General features: G+C 32.8%; 11 protein-coding genes. All 11 read left to right on the forward strand.

Annotated features, from left to right (window positions below; all coding sequences use genetic code 11):
* The first annotated feature begins 151 nt into the window (after positions 1 to 151).
* The 11 genes from M2326_RS05465 to M2326_RS05515 all read left to right on the forward strand — a co-directional run bounded on the left by M2326_RS05465 (position 152) and on the right by M2326_RS05515 (position 21,245).
* Positions 152 to 1,669: a sulfatase family protein gene (locus tag M2326_RS05465; RefSeq protein WP_264618544.1), complete on the forward strand. Its 1,518-nt coding sequence runs from the start codon at positions 152 to 154 to the stop codon at positions 1,667 to 1,669.
* A 198-nt stretch (positions 1,670 to 1,867) separates the two neighbouring features.
* Positions 1,868 to 4,615 carry an outer membrane protein assembly factor BamB family protein gene (locus M2326_RS05470; RefSeq protein ID WP_264618545.1) on the forward strand — a complete coding sequence of 916 codons (2,748 nt, stop codon included), beginning with the start codon at positions 1,868 to 1,870 and terminating at the stop codon, positions 4,613 to 4,615.
* Positions 4,616 to 4,698: 83 nt separating this feature from the next.
* Positions 4,699 to 6,270 (forward strand): sulfatase, encoded by a 1,572-nt coding sequence (locus M2326_RS05475; protein WP_264618546.1) that lies wholly within the window; start codon positions 4,699 to 4,701, stop codon positions 6,268 to 6,270.
* A gap of 369 nt (positions 6,271 to 6,639) precedes the next feature.
* Positions 6,640 to 8,139 carry an SIR2 family protein gene (locus M2326_RS05480; protein ID WP_264618547.1) on the forward strand — a complete coding sequence of 500 codons (1,500 nt, stop codon included), beginning with the start codon at positions 6,640 to 6,642 and terminating at the stop codon, positions 8,137 to 8,139.
* Between the two features lie 425 nt (positions 8,140 to 8,564).
* A complete protein-coding gene (locus tag M2326_RS05485) occupies positions 8,565 to 8,813 on the forward strand; it encodes a UPF0175 family protein (protein WP_264618548.1) in 249 nt (82 codons plus the stop codon).
* Positions 8,806 to 9,288: a PIN domain-containing protein gene (locus M2326_RS05490; RefSeq protein WP_264618549.1), complete on the forward strand. Its 483-nt coding sequence runs from the start codon at positions 8,806 to 8,808 to the stop codon at positions 9,286 to 9,288. Before M2326_RS05485 ends, M2326_RS05490 begins: the two co-directional genes overlap by 8 nt.
* Positions 9,289 to 10,481: 1,193 nt before the next feature.
* Complete coding sequence (locus M2326_RS05495) at positions 10,482 to 11,018, forward strand: sigma-70 family RNA polymerase sigma factor (RefSeq protein WP_264618550.1); 537 nt, start codon at positions 10,482 to 10,484, stop codon at positions 11,016 to 11,018.
* Positions 11,019 to 11,157: 139 nt separating this feature from the next.
* Entirely contained in the window at positions 11,158 to 12,318 is a 1,161-nt protein-coding gene (locus M2326_RS05500) for a FecR family protein (protein WP_264618551.1), read from the forward strand.
* A 76-nt stretch (positions 12,319 to 12,394) separates the two neighbouring features.
* The gene (locus M2326_RS05505) at positions 12,395 to 15,775 is read left to right on the forward strand and encodes a TonB-dependent receptor (RefSeq protein WP_264618552.1); all 3,381 of its coding nucleotides are present in this window, start codon (positions 12,395 to 12,397) and stop codon (positions 15,773 to 15,775) included.
* A 16-nt stretch (positions 15,776 to 15,791) separates the two neighbouring features.
* Positions 15,792 to 17,291, forward strand: a complete 1,500-nt coding sequence (locus M2326_RS05510) for a RagB/SusD family nutrient uptake outer membrane protein (protein WP_264618553.1) — start codon at positions 15,792 to 15,794, stop codon at positions 17,289 to 17,291.
* An 822-nt stretch (positions 17,292 to 18,113) separates the two neighbouring features.
* The gene (locus tag M2326_RS05515; RefSeq protein WP_264618554.1) at positions 18,114 to 21,245 is read left to right on the forward strand and encodes a SusC/RagA family TonB-linked outer membrane protein; all 3,132 of its coding nucleotides are present in this window, start codon (positions 18,114 to 18,116) and stop codon (positions 21,243 to 21,245) included.
* Positions 21,246 to 21,249: the final 4 nt, after the last annotated feature.

A 21,249-nucleotide genomic window follows, 5' to 3' on the forward strand; every position in this document is an offset into this window, starting at 1 on the left:
TTGATGGATACTATTAATTTCACCCAACGGGTTTGTTTTAAAGCTTAGATTCAATTAATAAAAGCAATTAGTGTTTTTATTTAAAGGTGCAAACTAAACCTTTTTAGCTATTCACGGTCTAATGTAATAACTATAACTAAAAAAAACAAAAATGAATTTGAAAACAACACTGACACTTACGTTAGCTTCCTTTTTTCTGATGTCCTGTTTTGCGGCAAAACCAGTGGCAATAGAAGATAGCTTGGTAAAAAGTAAAGGAGCTAACCAAAAACTACCGAATCTAATTATTATTCATACCGATGAGCATAATTTTCGAACGCTAAGTTGTTACCAAAAATTACTTTCAGAAGATCAAGCTTTTGTTTGGGGAAAAGGCAATAATTCCAAAACTCCCAACATTGATAAATTGGCAGACGGCGGTGCAATTTGTACCAGTTATTACGCATCCTCGCCAGTATGTACGCCATCTAGAGCGTCTTTGGTGACCGGTTTGTATCCGCAAGCGACAGGTGCACCCAAAAACGGACTTCATTTGAAGAAAGGAATACCAACTTTTGCCTCTATTTTAAAAGACAATGGTTATGCGACTTCCTATGTAGGGAAATGGCATTTGGCAGGAAATGGAACATACGCTTTTGGAATTGAATATAATGCAGGTTTTCAAGATAATCGCTATATGATGGACGGCGGGCATGCTCCTTATTTTCATTTAGAAGGTGATAAGGTATCTGCTGTCAATCAAAACCAAATTAATAAATTCCCTAAGGAAGAACTAATTCATGTAACCGATTTTTTCACAGACAAAGCGCTGGATATTTTGGAGCGTGACAAGAAGAAACCTTTTGCCTTAATGGTGTCTATTCCAGATCCACATACTCCTGATTACGCAAAACCTCCGTATCATACCATGTATGAAAATTTAAACATTAAAGCGCCTAAGACAATGGCAGCAGAATATACTGCCATCAAACCATCATGGGCTAAGGACGGCGAAGATAAAGGAGATACTAATGAAGCAAGTGGAAAAAAATCTTTTGCCAAAGACAAAGACGCTTTAAAACAGTATTTCGGTATGGTAAGCCATATCGATGATAGTGTAGGTCGAATTCTTAAATTTTTGGAGGATAATAATTTAACCGAAAATACAATTGTTGTCTTTACTTCAGACCATGGTGATATGTTTTTTGAACATAATCGTGTAAACAAAGGAGTCCCTTACGAAGCCTCTGCTCGTATTCCATTTGTAATCCGTTATCCAGATAAAATTCCAGCGGGTAAAGTGATTAATACGGCTTACACCAATGTTGATTTTGCACCAACAATCTTGAGTATTATGGGAATAAAAACTAAAGCTAAGTTTGATGGTTTAGACAGTTCGGATGATTTTTTAAACGATAAAAAAGTAATTGATAGTGATAGAATAACCTATTTTGCTAAATCTGGTGGATGGTGGGTAGCAGCAGTCAATGATGGCTATAAATTGATAATTGATAAAAATGAGCGTCCTTATTTATTTGACTTAACAAAAGATCCAGACGAGTTGACCAATTTCTACAATGATAAAAATTATAAAGCGATTGCTCAAAAGATGCAAACAGAATTGTTCAAACAGCTAGTAAAATATGATGAGCCTGGTTTGAAAATGAGTAAACCTTACATTACAAAATAATGCATTTTAGTTTGTTTTAATGATGTCCACTCCATAATTTTTTTTAATCTAATAAGCCAAATCCTGAGAATTTAGAAGGTTTGTCATTTATTTCGATTAAAGTATAATGAAAGGGATTTTTCTACGGATTAGTCCCTTTTTTTATTTGAATGTATTTGGTGAATAGTTATAACGATCGTGATTAGTAGTGAAATATATATGAAAAAAATAATAAGCTTATTAGTGATTTTTTTGAGTATCCAAAGCGTTCTAGCTGCAGACGGAATTAAAAGTATTGAAACCGATTATACCATCATGAAAGTGAGGGTGACGAAGTATAAAAACACAACAAAAATTATAGGTTCCAGTTACGAGGGAACAGTCGTTTGTTATGATTATGATGGAAAGTTGCAGTGGAAGAACGAGCTTTCTGGTTTTATGAACAATGATATTTACTGTGCCGATATTGACAATGATGGTAAAGATGAGGTCTTGGCTCCAAATGCAGACGGAAACTTATATTGCCTTGATGATGATGGAAAGTTATTGTGGAAATTTAAAAAGAATTCGGCACCTATTTTGTCAGCGACTATGGTTGCTAAGGATAAAATAAACTATGTTGTTTGTGGCGGTTACGATAAGAATATTCATTATTTAACAGCGGATGGAAAATTATTAAAATCCATTCCATCAGCTTCCTATAGTGTCGAAAATAAGTTTAAAGATCATGCCATCAATTACCTGAGAACGATTCAACAAAAAGGAAAAGATATTTTGGTGGCTTTAAGTGCTTTCAATACCAATTACGATCAAGGAGTTTTGTATTATTTTAATCCTTTAGAGAACAAACCTTATGCTTCTGACAAGATGAATGGTAAAGGTAAAGGAGGTTCATGTCCAGGAACCTTTGCGGTAAATGATTTGTTTCCAGCTAACACAGAAATAATTTTAGGAGGAAACGGATTGAATCAATTGGGAGTTTCTATAGCTTCTGTTGAAAAATTAACCAATGCTAAATTAGATTTAAAACTAAAAGAAAAATCAGATTTAGGAGCAGTAGGTTACCGTTTGGCATCTGCAGAGGCCATTCCAGATGCAAATAGTTTCAAATATTATGTGCTGTTTGGAAATAGAATGTTTTTAGTTTCTCCTGATAAAAATGGAGAGAAAATAGAGATTATCGAAAGTAATTATGCTTTTAATGATATGTGTAAAGATGCGTCTACCAAAAAATTAATTTTAGGAAGTGCACAAAGTGGAGGTAGTTGTATTCATGTGATTGATTACACCAATAATAACTGGAAAAAGGATTTCGAAAAATTAAATCCTCCAGGAAAAATCGCCAAAATTCTTGAAAACACAAAAGATTTTAGTCTAAAACTAAGAAAATTTAAAGCACCAAATTGGGAAAACCAAAAAGTCGCCGTAAAGGTTTTATCTTCTGGATTGAATAGAGAAGAAATAGATGCTTTGGCTAGAATAAATGGTAAAAATCCAGTAATTATAGAGGAGGTTAAGAAATTATACCCACATGTCGAAAATTGGGATCGTTCTATTTTGGATAATAAAGTTTCAAGAGAAACAAGGGATGATCGTAAGAAAGCCGATTTGACTAGTACGGAAGCATTTAGTTTATTCAAAAAGGGTTTAGATGATTCTAAATCAGGAATTCAGTATTGGCAAGGACACGGTAGAGATGTTTATTTCTATTCCTTATCAACTGTAAAAAAGGTAATTGATTATGCGGGAGCAAAAATAGTGATTCCAGTTTTTGCAGAATTGGAGCAACACGACAAAGATATTGAGTGGACGACAGAAAATTTCATCTATCCATTAGCAAGTCACTTACAGGGAACAAACAGTTTTTTTTCAATTAGAAATAAAAATTTATTTTGGCAATCATCGGTTTATACACCGGCTTGGAAACGTTTGGTTTCTGGGGAGTTTGCCAATGTATTTGTGTCGTCTATGGAGGAATCCAATAGCAAAACAATGGACATGAGTATTTCGGGTAGAATGGGTTTATGGGCTGCGGGTTCGATGAATCAATGGGGAAGCCGATTTACAAGAGACAATGCTTGTTATGATCGATTGAGGCAATTGTCTTATCAAAAAGTACCAAATCATGCGTTAAGAATGTTTGTACACCAAATTGCTAGTGGTGCTACCGTGGTTCACAATACGTCTGTAAATGAAGACTATCAAAAAGTATTGTGGGATATGATTGCAAAAGGAATTTTGTACGTTCCTACTCGTGAAGAAATCGTGAGTATTAACCCCGTTCATTTAAGTATTATAGATCCTGATTCTTTGTATTTAGAAGGGAATCACGTAAAAGATATAACCATTTATGATGAAAATTTCGAAAATGAAAATCCTATGGTTATAGGTCGTACCACGGGCGTGTTTGCAGGTGCTCCTGTAACAGATTGGGATTTTTCTAGCTACGCATCAGGTGCCAAGGAACGCAGGTTAGAATTTTTACCGACCTATAGCAATGGAATGGTCTTGACAACGCCTCCGACAGATAAAAATTCTAAAAGAGGATTGTTGGAGAATCACTTAAACCCTATTTATAAAAATAATGTAAAAGAATTTTTTACAGACGGTAGAAATTATTATTCGGATGCTAATAAAACAAAAAAATATAGAGCAGATGAGTATTACACAACAGTAAAAAAAGCGATAGAAGAAGGGACAAAAATAATGCCTCTAACTGTAGAAGGTCGTGTGGCATGGGTAGCGGCGCAAACAGCACCCACTCATTTGCGATTGACCTTGGTTGATGGTGGTTATGTAAATCCAGATGACCGCATGGTGACGGTTAATTTTCATACTGCAAAAGTGAAAAAAATCGTTAATTTGTTAACCAATGAAGAGGTGAAATTCACAGCCGAAAAAGCAACCATCACAGTACCTTGTGGGTTGTTTATGTTTCTGGATATTGAGTTAAAAGAAAAACTTTAAAAAAAGAAGGTTCGAGATGAAATCAATTTATAAGAAGGTAAACTACAGTGGCTAGACTAATTTTTTAATTTCTATTTATGTACATGAAAAAATATTTATTTCTTCCATTCTTAGTGTTTTTTCTCTTTGTAGTTTCAAATTCCAAAGGGCAAAAGAGCAATGCACCCAACGTTGTTTTAATCATGTTAGATGATTTGAATGACAATACAGGTTTTTTGAAAGGGCATCCACAAGTAAAAACACCAAATATGGATGAGTTAGCGCAACAAAGCGCTGTTTTTTACAACGCTCACGCCAATGCTCCAATTTGCGGTCCTTCACGGTCAAGTCTTTTGACAGGGATTTATCCTCATGTTTCTGGTAATTTTTGGTTTGACAAATGGTTTGAAAATCCTATTTTGAAAAATTGTAAAAGTCTGCCCGAGATTATGGGATTGAGCGGATACCAAACTTTTGGAACAGGAAAATTAATGCACGATGAAGTAGAAAGTATGTGGGGTCAATTTGGAATTCCAAATGATTTTGGACCCTATCCATTTGACGGGAAAAAGACGGTTGGTCATCCATCCGTTCCAGAAAAATTTAGAGAGTTGGGTAAAAATGATGGTTTATTCACTTCATTGGCAGACGTTCCAGAAATACTACCTACCTCTGATGCGCCAGGTTACAAAGGTTGGAGAGATGTTAGAAACAAAAAACTTTTCAAATACGTCAATGATGACGACAGGGATTTGATGAACGATGAATTGAGTGCAAACTGGGCAGTAGAAAAAATCGGATCATTAGAAAAAGCCAATGATGCAAAACCTTTCTTCTTGGCAGTTGGTTTTGTAAAACCACATACTCCTTTGGTTGCTCCGCAAAAGTATTTTGATATGTATCCATTAGAGACTCTCAAAATTCCAGAGATAAAAAAGAAAGACAAGGACGATTGTTACTACTTATCGACTTTTGATCGTTTTATACCACCATGGGCAACCTATTATACCGCTTTAAAAGACTCTTACAAAGGGGAAGATGAGGGATTAAAAAAATACTTGCAAGCCTATTTGGCTTGTGTAACCTTCGCTGATGATCAAGTGGGAAAAGTGATAGATGCTTTGAAAAAAAGTAAATTTAATGATAATACGATAGTCATTTTGGTTAGTGATCACGGCTATAATCATGGTGAAAAAGATTTCCTGTATAAAAATAATTTATGGGAAAAAAGCACAAGAGTACCTCTCTTGATTCGAACTCCAAAAACGGTTGCAAAAGGTGGTGTGAAAGTCAATAACCCTGTTTCTTTGGTTGATATTTATCCTACCATAATGGATTTATGTAATATTAAGGAAGCTAATATGAAAAATTCAAATGGAGCCCCATTAAGCGGTTTTAGTCTTAATCCTTTTATCGAAAGTGCTACAGGCAAAGGTTGGAAAGGACCAGAGGTAGCATTGACAGTAGTAAGAGGTGACTTTAAGAGTAAAGATAAAAAGAAGCAAAGTTATGCCGTAAGGTCCAAAGAGTATCGCTATATTTTATACGTTAACGGAAAAGAAGAATTATACCATAACGATAAGGATCCAAACGAATGGGATAATTTGGCAAATGACCCAAAATTTTCCAAAATTAAAATGGAGCTCAAAAAACAATTGCTCGCATTGATTAATTGAGACCAGAGAAGGAGTTTATAATTTACAAATATAATCCTTTGGGCGTGCCCCTTCGTAATCCCGAAGCTTCGGAACTACCCCTCACGCAAACCAACTTTGACGCTATTTCACAAGTTTATTATTATACAAATGTACATGACCGACAAAGACATTTTAAAAACGGATACTTAAATAATTCGATCCTTCTGAAAAGTTCTGGACTAAAATTGGATAAGTTGGTATTTTAATTTACGATTTGTAGGAATATTTTATATATTTGAAAAAGAAATTAAAGCGAAACCAACCTTCGATTTTGCACCTAAATAGGAGTGGATAGGCTAAGGTTTGTTTCGCATATATACAAGTTATGCCTCATTATAAAAAACAGAAATGCTAATAGACGACCTTTTAAAAAAAATAGACTTTAAAGACTCTAACAGAGGATATTATACATTTGAGACTTTTGTATTAAATTTATTAAAAGTTCATCAAGATAAAAATAACAAACCTTTTTTATCCCAACCAAGAAGAATAGGTTTTGATGCTTATGCACCTGAAGGAATTGAAAACATTAGTGGAGGAACTCAAATTGAAATTAAAATCAACATAGAGAGATTACCACCAAGAATGTTAATGGAACAAGTATTAAGAATACTGCAAAGAAATCCAGAAATAGAACCATTTGAAAATATTCTTTTTATTACTTCAACTCCTATTTCTCCAAGATTTAGAGAAATGTTTGAAAAAAGAATGTTAGATCAAAACATACATTTTAAAGTTGTTCTATGGGGTTCCGAAGAAATAAATAAAATTGTTTCAAAAAATAAAAAAGAAGCAAATGATATTGCTAATAATTTATTTTCTCTTCGGATTGAATCTGCTGTTGTTCAAGTTTCAAAAGATTGGGAAAAAGAAAGGACCGAGAAAATTGAAATATTAAAGCTTTTATACAAAAAAGGACAATTTTCATTTTTTTTAGGTGCTGGAGTATCAAGTAGTGCAGGAATGCCTGATTGGAATACACTTCTTAATTCTTTATTTGTAACCTATTTGACGAATGAATTCGATAACGAAACTAAAATATTAGACACTGATATAAATCAAATAGTTGAAAGACTTAATGAAATGGACGAACCTTCAGCATTGATGGCTGCAAGATATTTAAGAAAAGGATTAGATAATAGTGTATCCGAATCAGAAATATTTAACAAAACTATTACGGAAAATTTATACAAATTAAGAGATGTTTCAAAAAAGATAGATTCGGATTTAATACTATCAATTACTGAAATGTGTATGCCACTTCGAACTGGAGCAAAAATAAAATCAGTCATTACATATAATTTTGACGATCTAATAGAAAGACAACTCGAAAAACAATCGATCAGACATCATAGCATTTATACTGATAATGAATTTATTGATCCCGACGAACTTCCAATTTATCATGTCCATGGATTTTTACCCGAAGATGTTAAAGCATATGAATCTCTAGATAAATCTACTTTGGTTTTTTCTGAAGAAGGATACCACTTAATGTATTCAGACTCTTATCACTGGTCAAATCTTGTCCAACTTTCTAACTTGAGAGATAATAATTGTCTTATGGTTGGTCTTTCAATGACTGATCCAAACTTAAGAAGATTATTAGATATTTCTTCACGAAATAGTGATAAAACAAGACATTTTGCTTTTATGAAAAGATTGACAATTGATAGTTTTACAAGTAAAGAAGGCAAAAAAGTAATTGATAATATAGATGGAGCTAAAAAATTTTTAGATAGACATCATAATTTGAATGAAGAAATAATGAGAGAGCTAGGTGTTTCAATCATTTGGTATACAGGCTACGATGAAATTCCAAAACTTTTAACTGAAATTATTAAATAAAATAACGAGTCATAACAGCAAAGATTTCGTTGGGCCTGAAAAGCCAACACCCGAGCGATAGCGAACGGACGTACTAATGAAACCGCGGTTGAACCCTTCGGCTATCGCTCAGGAGAAGCTCACCGCTATACTTCCGCCACTATGGGGATCTCGATAAACAAGTTTAGGGATTATTAGGTAAAATAGTTTCCTCCAAACTAGAGGAAAACAGCTGATTGCGCGGTATTCATGTGATATGTTGCATACTTAAACATACAACTTTTCTGTCGAGTATTTCAATTATTTACTTATATTTGGGAGAACTAAACGGAGGTTTTTTCACAGACTGACATAGGCGACAGCAGTCCGAAAATCTTAGAATTCACAACCATAAAGCTAAATCAACAGAAAAATTCAGTAAATTTGGAATATTAAATTAAAAAAAGATGGCACAAATCATAACTATAGAATATCCTGACTCTTTAGCAAACTCAATGAGAATGAGTAAAAGCGAATTTGGAAGAGAAATTAAAATTTCTGGTCTTGTAAAGCTTTTCGAATTGGGGAAAATTTCATCTGGAACTGCCTCAAAAGTTTTACAAATGTCGAGAATTGAGTTTTTGGAGTTATTAGCAAAATATAGTGTTGGATTTTTGAATGTTGAAGATTTAAATGAAGATTTTCAAAATGCTTAAAGTTGTTTCAAATACCACACCTATTATTTCCCTTTTAAAAATTGGTAAACTCCAAATTTTTAAAGACTTGTATGGCGAAATTATTATTCCTCAAGAAGTGTTTAATGAAATTGAAGCAGGGAAAAACAAAGAATATTATACTGATTTGTCCAAAATTGAATGGATTAAAATCGACAAAATAAGTAATGAAAAGTCTTTGTCATACTTTTTAGATTTAGATAAAGGAGAAGCTGAAGCTATTGTTTTGGCTACTGAAAGAGAAGCTGACTTAATTATTCTTGATGAATCTTTAGGTAGATTTCACGCTAAACATACTGGAATAAAAGTTACTGGAACAATTGGAATTCTTCTAAAAGCTAAACAACTCGGATATATATCAGAACTAAAACCTTTGCTTTTTGAATTAAGAACAAAAAACGTATGGTTAAGTGATAGTTTTATTGAAAATGCGCTGAAACTTGCTAACGAAAAATAGACCTGGTAAATCTGCCGTCGCCCAACAGCAAAGATTTCGTTGGGCTTGAAAAGCCAACACCCGAGCTATAGTGAACGGACGTACTAATGAAACCGCGGTTGAACCCTTCGGCTATCGCTCAGGACAGGCTCACCGCTCTACTTCCGTCACTATGGGGATATCGATAAACAAGTTTAGGTGATTTAAGAGGACAAAGCGTCCTCTTTTTTTTGAGCCGTAAATTAGGCTGGTTTCATTGTATTTTCCTTCACATCATCGCATACGTGCCCCAGCTGGCGCAAGAGTAATTGACCGCAAACGCTAGTGCGAGCATCTCGCTCGTGCCCGCAAAAGTAAGCAGTTACAAGTTGATTTGTAACAAACCCTATCGGTAGGAAATAGAGTAGTGCTATACATTATAATAATAATGACCAAATCATTTTTAAATTTGGCATGATTTAAATTATAGGCAAGAGCAAGGGAGACAGGCCCAAAATGACAAATTTTAAGCCAAAAATGGTTCCTACGGTATTTGGGCAATGTCTACTAGCAATTTAAGCCACCGATAAAACGGGTTGGGTTATCATTACTGCAAAAAGTAAGGATGGCATATTGTTTTCGAATAAAGTAATTATTCCAATAAACACCTTTTTTGGGAGGTAGTAATAAAAACGAAAAATAAATCAACATCTCCATTAGCTGTAATTCCAAACTTAAAAATTTATAATAATAACAATATTTTCCTGAAATTAAATATGTTACCTCCAAAATTCCTGACAAAGGTCAATGGTATACTAGCAAATTAGAAAAGTGCTATAATGTATAAAATAAATGCTAAAACACTTAGGATATTAGAAATAAATATGGTTTTTTTTGAAAGGAAATTTTTTGAACAAACACTTTTTTTATTACATATAAAAGTGTTTGTTTTTGCGCTAAATTCTTGAGATTAATGTTCTAAACATTGAAAAAATAAATAAATCTAAAAATAAATAAAATTGTTGTCTTGTAATTTTTTTTATTGGCTAATGTCAATATTAATGGGCTAATTCCATTAGAATAGTGAGTAAACATGTGTACCTTTAGATAATTTTAATAATAGTGCTGTATCCTTTTAATGACTACTATATACATTTAAAAAAAGTATGAGAACATTGAATCAATATTAAGGAGATAAATTTGTATAAAATTTTTTAATATATAAATATTCACGATTGTCTGAAACTATACATTTACAACTAGAATCGCTTTTTTTAATGCACTATAAAGATTGGTGTTTATTATCGTATTCTTATCTCAATGACAAAGAAGAGGCAGAGGAGATAGTACAAGATGTATGTGCTAAAATACTTTTAAAAAAAAAACAAGATGAAATCTTAAATCTTAAAGCATATATCGTTGTAGCTATTAAAAATAGTTGTTTGAAAAAAATTAAGACACAACAGAAATTTACCACTTTATCAGAAACAGAAGTTGATACTAACGCTAGTAATCTTGAGGACAATAAACCTTCATTGGAGGAACAAACGGGGCAATTATTAAAAATAATTGAAAAATTACCACAACCTGCGCAAAAAATTTTTCTACGATGTGTTGTTGATGGTGAAAAATACCAAGAGGTAGCAGATGCGTTAGGAATATCTATCAATACAGTAAAATATCATATAAAATCAGCGTATAAAAAAATTAGGGGTGAAATGGTAGAATTTTCAGTTGTATTTTTATTCTTATTGAAAATTTACAGAAAATAATCTAGACGAAATTAGATTTGATTTTTAGATTGTAGTAAAAACTCATTTTTTTGAGTTTTTTTTATTTTAAGACTACCCGATTTCACTTTATGGGGTCTTACTATAAATAGCACAAACTAATTATTATATTTTTTCGATTATGGACATAATAGATTTGATTATAAAGAAATTACATAATATTCTTCTCTCTAAAAAAGAAGAACGTTTTTTTGCTGCATGGATCGAAGAATCTTCACAGAATGCTATTTTCTACAAAGAATTAGAAGTCTTGAAAAATCAAGAGTCGGAAGAAAACCCTTTTAATGACGTAAATCCAAATTTGGCATGGCTAAAAGTAATGTCAAAATACAATAAGATTTCAAAAAAGAATGCAGCTCAAACTTTTATTAAACATACTTTTAAATATGCTGCAATTTTTATAATTGCATTGTCCGTAGGTTATTTAATTAATAATTATGTTTTTAAATCTACCACCATTATTGTACCGAAAAACGAAGTTACTTTAGAGTCAGAAAACGGAACTATTCAAGTTCTATCTTCCGATATGATTTATGGTATTAAAGATGCTCAAGGACATGTTTTAGGGGCTAAAAGTGGTAGTAAATTGGATTTTAGAGGAGTGAAATATGTAGGTAAATTGATTTATAATACCTTAAAAGTTCCTTATGGTAAAAAGTTTGAGATTACGTTATCTGATGGTACACTAGTCTATCTTAATTCGGGTTCTACCTTTCGTTTTCCTATTAACTTTATTAAAGATAGATCCAGGGAAGTCTTTTTGGAGGGTGAAGGTTTTTTTGAAGTTTTTAAAGATAAAAAACACCCTTTTGTTGTAAATACTGTTCCTGTAAATGTGACTGTGCTTGGAACCAAATTCAACGTGTCAGCTTATCCCGAAGATACATGGGCGACTGTAGTATTGGTAGAAGGTAGTGTAGAATTAAGTTCTAATTCCCCAGGAAATAAGAAACGAAATAAAATACGACTGCAACCAGGGGACCTTGCCAGCTGGAATTCCAAAACCGAAAACTCTAGATTGTTTAAAGTAGATACGGATATATATACCAGCTGGATTGAGGGACGAATAGTTTTCAAAAACCAACGATTTGTAAACATTATTAAAAAATTGGAGCGTCATTATAATGTAAAAATTAATAACAACTATAAAGAGCTCAATACAGAATTGTTTACTGCAACTTTTGATGTAGAAACAGTTGAAGAAGCTTTGAATTCATTTGCTGAAAATAAGCCTTTCCATTTTGAAAGGAAACAAAATATAATAACAATCAATACACCTTAAAATATACTGCCTATGAAGAAATAGAATATTGCTAACATTAAACTAACCAGAAAAATACAAATTAAAAATATAATTTATGAAACAAACCACTCGTTTAAGTACCCCTTCATTTTTTTCTTCTAAAATGAAGTTAACATGGAAAATAACTGCTCTTTTTTGCATGGGAAGCATCATTTGTAAAAGTGCAACAAGTTATTCTCAAAATGTAAAAGTATCCTATGATTTCAATAATGTGAAGATTACTTCCATTTTAGAAAAAATTGAAAAGGAAACCCAATATAAATTTTTATTTAACAACGAAGAAGTAAATACAGAACGTTTAGTATCTGTAAAAGCCGATAATATTGAACTCAAGTCTGTCTTAGAAAAGATTTTTTTAGATTCCAATGTTTCTTTTAAAGTAAAGAACAAGCAAATTATTTTAAAAGGGGATAAAATAGCTATCGATTCTGAAGCTACTAGCGTTTCAAATCAAAAAAATCAAATTAAAGGGACTGTAAAAGATTCAGACGGAATACCAATTCCAGGAGCCAACGTATTGGTAAAAGGAACAACGATTGGAACCACGACAGATATTGATGGGAATTATGTATTAGCTGTTCCTGATACTGCTAAAATTTTAGTTTTCTCTTACTTAGGTTTAAAAACTACGGAAATTGCAATTAATGGCAAAAAGGTAGTAAATATCTCCTTAGAAAGTAATGCTGCAACATTGAGTGAAGTTATAGTAGTAGGATATAGTAAGGAGAGTAGAAATGAAGTTACGGGTGCTGTTACAAGCATCAAAGCAGATAACCTTGTAACACAGGGAACAAATACAATTACGAGATCATTACAGGGTAAAGTTGCTGGTGTTCAAGTAGAATCTGCGGGAGGAAACCCAGGAGCAGGAATGAGAATTTTAATTAGAGGAACAGGTTCTCTAGGGAATAATGATCCCTTATATATCGTTGATGGGGTACAAGTATCAGATATAAATAATATTTCACCTTCAGATATTGAATCGATGAATATTTTAAAGGATGCTTCAGCTGCCGCAATCTATGGTTCTCGTGCCGCAAATGGAGTTGTTATTGTAATTACAAAATCGGGTAAAAAAGGAGAGGCTAAAATTAGTTTGAGCGCTTATACAGGAGTTCAGAAAGTAGCCAATAGAGTAAGCGTCTTAAATGCTGAACAATGGGCAAATGTAAGTAATGCAGCGCATGATAATGCGGGTTTGGCTCGATTGGATTTAGCACAGAACCCTTCTAGTTTAGGAAGTGGAACAGATTGGCAAAATGAAATTTATAGAATTGCTCCAACTCAAAATTATAATTTAAATGTTAGTGGTGGTGGCGAAAATAGTACCTACAGTTTGTCAGGGAGCTATTTAACTCAAAAAGGGATTGTAATTAATACCGATTACAATAGAGCTAACCTAAGATTTAAATCAGAGGTTACAAAAGGAAGGTTTAAATTTGGTGAAACGGTTTTATTATCAAGTGGAAAAACTACAGGACAACTAAGTGGTTGGGGACAAGGACAAGGAGGTAATTCAGCTGGTTCTGCAGCAAAAATGATTCCTGCCTTTGGAGTATATGATGCAAATGCAGTGGGAGGATACGCTGGTGCAGTAGGACCAGTGGTTACTGTTATCAATCCTGTTGCGCAATCTAATTTAATAAAACCAGAAGATACTGAAAAAAGAACAGTTATTAATGCCTATGTCGAAGCTTCAATTGTTAAAGGATTGACATATAAATTTAATGCAGGTTACACCAGTGAGAGTAATTATAATTATAGTTATGTGCCTCCTTATGAGATTGGTACCTTCTTTACTAATCTGGATGCCGATTTATCTGAAACCAGAACAGAAAGCAATACTATATTATTAGAACACACCTTGGACTATCAGACTAAAATAGGAAAAAGCAGTTTCAAAGGTTTGCTAGGATACACGTTTCAAAAAACGAACTATAGAAGTTTGTTAGGGAGTAAAAGTGGAATGCCATTAGGAGTTGACGTACTCGATGCAGGAACAACTAATATACAATCGGGTAGTAATGCAAATGAAAATGTATTGATTTCATATTTTGGAAGATTAATGTATAATTATGACGATAAATATGTTTTAACGGGTATTATGCGTAGAGATGGATCTTCAAGATTTGGAGAAAATAATAGGTACGGATACTTTCCTTCTTTATCAGGAGCATGGAATATTTCAAATGAAGATTTCTTTGATAAAAAAGGTATTGTAAATAGTGCTAAGTTTAGAGTGAGTTATGGTGTATTGGGAAGTCAAAATTTTGCGAATTACTCCTATAGTCCCGTTATTAATTTGAATGCCAATTATGTAATGGGGCAAAATCAGCAATTGTGGCCTGGAGCAATTCAAACAGCTTTTGCTACGCCTGATATCAAATGGGAGGTCTCTAAGACTTTGAACTTTGGGACAGACCTTGGTTTCTTTAATAACAAATTAAAAGTGGTAGCCGATTATTTTATTAAGAAAAATTCGGATATCATTCTTAGAGTACCTATTCCACTGTCTACTGGAGCTAGTACCAGTAGTCCATATGTAAATGCAGGTAATATTACCAACAAGGGGCTTGAAATTTCAGCATCTTACGCAAATCAAATAAATGAATTTAGTTATGAATTTAATGGATCGATTAGTTTTATTAAAAATAGAGTAGATAATCTAGGTACGGGAACGCAACAAATTTTTGGTGGTACTGCAACAATACACGATGCTTTAACGACAATAACACAAGCTGGTGGGCCTGTAGGTGCTTTTTATTTAATTAAAGATGCAGGATTGTTTCAAACACAGCAGGAAATTAATGATTATACAAAAAATGGAAATCTAATTCAACCAAATGCAAGACCAGGGGATGTTAAATTTCAAGATTATAATAATGACGGTAAAATAGATCAAAATGATATACAATACTCTGGAAGTCCAACTCCCGATTATTCATTTGGTTTTGGAAGTAATTTTGCTTGGAGAGGTTTTGATATGAAATTGTATTTTCAAGGAACTCATGGAAATAAAATTTACAATGGTTTAAGACAAGATTTAGAAGGGATGGATGCTGAATATAATTATGCATCATCAACCCTAAATGCTTGGACACCTACAAATACCAATACTAGTATGCCTAGAGCGGTTATAAATGATCCAAATAGAAACGATCAAACTTCAAGTAGGTTTTTAGAAGATGGATCTTACTTAAGATTTAAAACATTACAACTTGGATATAGTTTTTCTGAATCTGTTATAAAACGATTAGGATTAAACAATTTGAGAATATATGTAAGTGCAGATAATATTTTTACACTCACAAATTACAAAGGATTTAATCCCGATCTAGGAGGTAGTAGTTCTGTATTAGATAGAGGAGTTGATTTTGGGCCTTTGGCTTATCCATTATCTCGAACATTATTAACAGGAGTTCAATTGTCATTTTAATTAAAAAACGTACTAGATGAAAAATTATATATTTATAGTAATCTTTGTCATGCTTTTGGGAGCTTGTACAAATGAATTAGAGCAAATTAATCCAAACGTAATCACGCAAGAGAATTTTTGGAAAACGGAAAATGATGTGCTATTAGGATTGGCAGCAACCTATAAAACTTTAAAAAGTAAAAACACGGGTTATTGGAATTCTGGAGGGATTCCAGTAGTAAACGGAAGAGGTGACGATTTTTATATTAGGAATGATGTTGCAGATTTGTATAGGCTTTCTACGTTTGTAAATGCTTCAACAAATGGTAAGGTAACCGATATTTTTCAAGGAGCTTATCAAGGAATCTTTAGAGCTAATCAAATTATTGAAAATGTACCAGGTGTTGAAGGTTTAGACGATGGAAGTAAAGCGGCTTATATTGCAGAGGCAAAGTTTTTAAGAGCCTTAAATTATTTTTATTTAGTGATTAATTTTGGAGATGTAGCAATTGTAACTTCTGTGCCAAAAACTAAAGAGGACTATTTTATAAAACAAAGCCCACAGGCTGATGTTTGGATTCAAATAGAAAATGATTTAAAAGATGCCAAAGATGGTTTACCTGTAACGTATGCTTCAAAATGGGTGGGTAGAGCTACCAAAGGGGCTGCAATAGGATTTTTGGGTAAAGCCTATATTTATGAAAAAAAATGGGAGTTAGCACAAGCTGAGTTTTCGAATCTTATTGATGCTAATGGAAATGCTATAGCTCCCTATGCATATGACTTGTTGGTAAATTATAGTCAGAATTTTGAGAAAGAGTATGATAATAATAAGGAGTCATTGTTTGAAATTCAATTTCAAAATGTTGGAGGTACGAATCTTAATCCGACTGAAAATGCAACGGAGTCACAAGGTTCTGTTTCAGGACAGTTTTTTGCACCAGCTGAAGTAGGGGGCTGGTTTGAAGGTTTTCCAACAAATAAAATGTTTGATGAGTTTCAAAAAGAAAAAACAATTACAAATGATTTTGATCCAAGAATGTATGCTTCTATTGTTTGGAATTATCCAGGGGCAGTATTTTATACCAAACCTTTTTCAGGATTTACATTACAATTTGGATTTAATTCAATGATAAAGAAATATCAAAATTGGAAAGATAAAAATGAAGGAATTAAAATTTCTGAAATTAATGAAAAAGCATTACGTTTTGCGGACATTTTATTGTTGCAAGCAGAGGCATTAACGATGCAAAATAAGGTCACTGAAGCATACCCTTTTATTAATAGAATTAGAAGTAGGGCTAACTTGGTACCTCTGACTATAGGAAAAACAAAGGATGATATGATGAGTGAAATCAGACATCAAAGAATGGTCGAATTTTTTAGAGAAGGTCAACGTTTTTATGATTTAAAAAGATGGGGATTACTACAGCAAGAAATGACCAACAGTGATAAAGTTGGTAAAGAATTTTATGATAGTTCTAAAGATTATTTTCCAATTCCTCAAAATGAATTGAATACCAATCCTAATTGGTAAAATGATATAATTTCAAAATTGGTTATTTTGATAGGGATTGTTCTTCGGGACAGTCCCTTTTTTATCATCTATGATCTTTGTTTTTTTTGTGATTTTTAATTTTATAGCCAGGTAGTAATTCTGATTGGAAATAAATACAGTAATAATTGTAAGTAAATTGCTGTTATATTTTTTTTAGTTTGTATTTGTATACCAAAAAAACACCGTTAAATTATTGTTACTATATCGTTTTATGGGTAGGTATAGAAGTAGCAAATCTTAGTTCTACTAGTATAATAAAGTTTTTAAGATTAAATTTTGATAAAATACTTATTATAATTAGTCATTTTGTTTTTTTTTGAATCTAAAAATCTCATTAATAGCATTGTTTTATGCTTTGTATATAGGAAAAAAACCATAGGATACATTAAAATAACCTACAGCGACATTCTAACTGTCGTATTTAAATAAATTTGTCTAATACTTTTTTGGCAAAATCGAATGTTACTTTCAATTTCTAGTTGAAATTATACCATCGTAAAAGGACAAATGGAATACCACTATTAGGAGTAGAAATCGAAAAGAATGTACTAATAAAACCATTCTATCATTCTTTTAAAATTAGGTTTTGATATAGTGAATAGAGGATGTTAAGTATTGATTTGATAACGATGTTATTTGGTTATTGTTTACAAAAAGTAGCAATAGCTATTTTTATGATTTTTTAATGAATAAACTATAAAATAAAAATTAAATAACTCTTAAAAAAAAGAATATGAATTAGAAAATAGTTAAAACCAAGAATAATAAACCAACTAAAAAAAAACAACTAAAAAATTTTTTATGAAACAATTTACTCGTTTTAGAACCACTTCATATCTTTCTACAGGATTGAAAATGACTTGGAAATTAACAGCCATATTTTGTATGGGGACCGTAGTTGCCAAGAGTGCAACTAATTACATTCCAAATGTGGACAATTTTAGTCAAACGGAAGTTGCCAACAATTCCTTGCAACAAAATCCAATCAAAGGAACAGTAAAAGATGAAGATGGAATGCCAATACCGGGTGTTAATGTACTGGTAAAAGGAACCACAATTGGGACCACTACAGATATTGATGGAAAATATGTGATATCTGCTCCAAGTACCGCAAAAATTTTAGTTTTCTCCTATTTAGGATTAAAATCTTCTGAAGTAGCCATTAATGGAAAATCAGTTGTAAATGCATCTTTAAAAAGTGATGCATCTGCGTTAGAAGAAGTGGTAGTAGTAGGATATGGAACAGTAAGAAAATCAGATGTGACGGGGGCTTTGTCTTCTGTAAGTACAGATGAAATGAACAAAACTCAAAATACATCTATTGCTCAAGCCATTCAAGGTCGTGCAGCTGGGGTTACAGTTTCCAAAGGTTCGGGTGGACCAGGTGCAACACCAACTGTACGTATTAGGGGTGTAGGTACGGTGAATAATGCCGATCCATTGTATGTAGTTGATGGTGTGCCAATCAGCGATATTTCTAGTGTTAACATGGCTGACGCCAAATCGGTTGAAGTTTTAAAAGATGCTTCTGCAACGGCAATCTATGGTTCTCGTGGTGCCAATGGAGTTGTATTGATTACAACAAATGGTGGTAAAAAAGGAAAAACAGTAATTAGTTATAAAACGTATACTAGTTTTGACAAACGTGTTGATAATCTAGATGTATTAAATGCTCAGCAATGGGGTACTTTATACAATGAAGCAAATGCAAACGATGGAAATCCTGCTGATCCTAATCTAGCCAATCCTGCTACATTACCAAATTACGACTGGAAAAATGCTGCATATAGAGGTGGAGGTATTCAAAGTCATCAAGTATCTGCTTCTGGTGGTACTGAAAAAACAACTTTCTATATTGGATTTGGATACATCAATCAAAAAGGTGTTATCGATCAGTCTAGTTACAAAAGGACTAATTTTAGAATAAACAATACGTATCAAATAACTCCTAAGATCAAGATAGGAAACAACATTCAATATGCTGTTTCAAATACACAATCTATTCCTTCTTATGGAAATAACTCAAATGCAAAAGCAGCTTTTAGTGGTTTCTTTATAGATCCCGTAACCCCTTTTTATAATGCAGATGGAAGTTATTCTATTCCTAAATATGCTGCACAGCCTATTAATCCTCTTGGCTTAACACAATATGGTGTTACACCAGAGAAAAAAGAAAATTTTTTAGGAAGTGTTTTTGTTGATGCAGAAATTATTAAAGACCTTACTTTCAGATCTAATTTTGGATTGCAGATTAATAATACTTCAGTTGATAATTTCAAACCACCATATTATGTTTCGCCGCTTTTCAGCTCACCTGTAAGTACTTATAATTTGAGCCGTACCGATAATCGCTCTATTATATTATCAAATACTTTAAATTATAATAAAACAATTGCCAAAAAGCATTATATAACTGCATTATTGGGGCAAGAAATTCAAAATGCCAATCAGAACAATGTTAATGCTAGTAGAAATTCAATACCGGCGAGTGTAGGTCAACCTACCATAAGTGCTGGAGATGTTGCTTCTTCTACCAATGGAGGATCTATTTCTCAGTCGAAATTGCTTTCTTTCTTCGGAAGATTTAATTACAACTATGCTGACAGGTACTTGCTTACAGGGACCTATAGAATGGATGCTTCATCTCGTTTTGGTGCAAACAACAGATGGGCAAAGTTTCCATCTTTGGCAGGTGCTTGGAACGTACACAAAGAAAACTTTTTTAAAGTAGATGCTATCAGTCAGTTTAAAGTACGTGCAGGATGGGGAGAAACAGGGAATCAAAACATCCCTAATGCAGCAATTTATAATACTTTAAATGTTGGGACAAATTCGATTGTAGGAACAGATGAATCGACTGCACTTGGGGTTGCACCTTTAACACCAGGAAATGCAAACCTAAAATGGGAGACTACTATTACTACAAATGTTGGTCTTGATATGGGATTCTTAAACAACTCGATTACATTTACTGCTGATTATTTTATCAAAAATACTTCAGATATGTTAATGGCGACCCCAATTTTATTTTCTTCGGGATATGCTAATAGCCCGTACACAAATGCAGGTAATATCCAGAACAAAGGTTTGGAATTAACAGCAAATTACAAAAAAACAATCAAAAACTTCTCTTTTAACGTAGGAGGGAACATCTCATTTATTCGTAATAAAGTAACTGCTTTAGCTTCTCAAGGAAGTATTATTCAAACTGGTGATGGAAACAATTTTTATAATATTTCAAGAACTGAAGTAGGACATCCATTAGCTTCGTTTTATGGATATCAAATGCTTGGTATTTTTCAAAACCAAAATGAAATTAATAATAGCCCATCATTATTAAATACAAAACCAGGTGATGTAAAATACAAAGATGTTGATGGTGATGGACAAATAACAGATAACGACCGTACATATATCGGATCTCCATTTCCAAAATTTACATATGGACTTAATTTGGATTTAGCCTACAAGCAGTTTGATTTTACAGCTTTCTTTCAAGGAAGTCAAGGGAATAAAATATTTAACACAACAGATTACTGGTTAGAAGGTGACTATGCTTCCAATTCGAGTACATCAGTATTAGGAAGATGGACTGGTGAGGGAACATCAAACACAGTGCCTAGAGCTACCTTTACCAATGCAGGTAATAATAATTTACAATCTAGTCGTTTTGTTAAAGATGGATCTTATTTGAGATTGAAGAATGTACAACTGGGATACACTTTTACAAAAAGTGTTCTAGATGCTATTTCGTTACAAAACCTACGAATTTATGTTGCTGCCCAAAACCTTTTGACTTTTACAAAATACGATGGTGTTGACCCAGAATTAGGAGTTGATGCTTCTCAAAATAGTCCATTGGATATTGGGATTGATAGAGGTAGATACCCTACAGTACGATCATTTTCTTTAGGTTTAGATATTAATTTTTAATAAG

This window comes from Flavobacterium psychraerolatum (assembly GCF_025960985.1).
Lineage (GTDB): Bacteria > Bacteroidota > Bacteroidia > Flavobacteriales > Flavobacteriaceae > Flavobacterium.

Coding starts and splice junctions, on each gene's coding strand:
- M2326_RS05465 (WP_264618544.1), top strand. CDS start 152: ATGAATTTGAAAACAACACTGACACTTACGTTAGCTTCCTTTTTTCTG.
- M2326_RS05470 (WP_264618545.1), top strand. CDS start 1,868: ATGAAAAAAATAATAAGCTTATTAGTGATTTTTTTGAGTATCCAAAGC.
- M2326_RS05475 (WP_264618546.1), top strand. CDS start 4,699: ATGAAAAAATATTTATTTCTTCCATTCTTAGTGTTTTTTCTCTTTGTA.
- M2326_RS05480 (WP_264618547.1), top strand. CDS start 6,640: ATGCTAATAGACGACCTTTTAAAAAAAATAGACTTTAAAGACTCTAAC.
- M2326_RS05485 (WP_264618548.1), top strand. CDS start 8,565: ATGGCACAAATCATAACTATAGAATATCCTGACTCTTTAGCAAACTCA.
- M2326_RS05490 (WP_264618549.1), top strand. CDS start 8,806: ATGCTTAAAGTTGTTTCAAATACCACACCTATTATTTCCCTTTTAAAA.
- M2326_RS05500 (WP_264618551.1), top strand. CDS start 11,158: ATGGACATAATAGATTTGATTATAAAGAAATTACATAATATTCTTCTC.
- M2326_RS05505 (WP_264618552.1), top strand. CDS start 12,395: ATGAAACAAACCACTCGTTTAAGTACCCCTTCATTTTTTTCTTCTAAA.
- M2326_RS05510 (WP_264618553.1), top strand. CDS start 15,792: ATGAAAAATTATATATTTATAGTAATCTTTGTCATGCTTTTGGGAGCT.
- M2326_RS05515 (WP_264618554.1), top strand. CDS start 18,114: ATGAAACAATTTACTCGTTTTAGAACCACTTCATATCTTTCTACAGGA.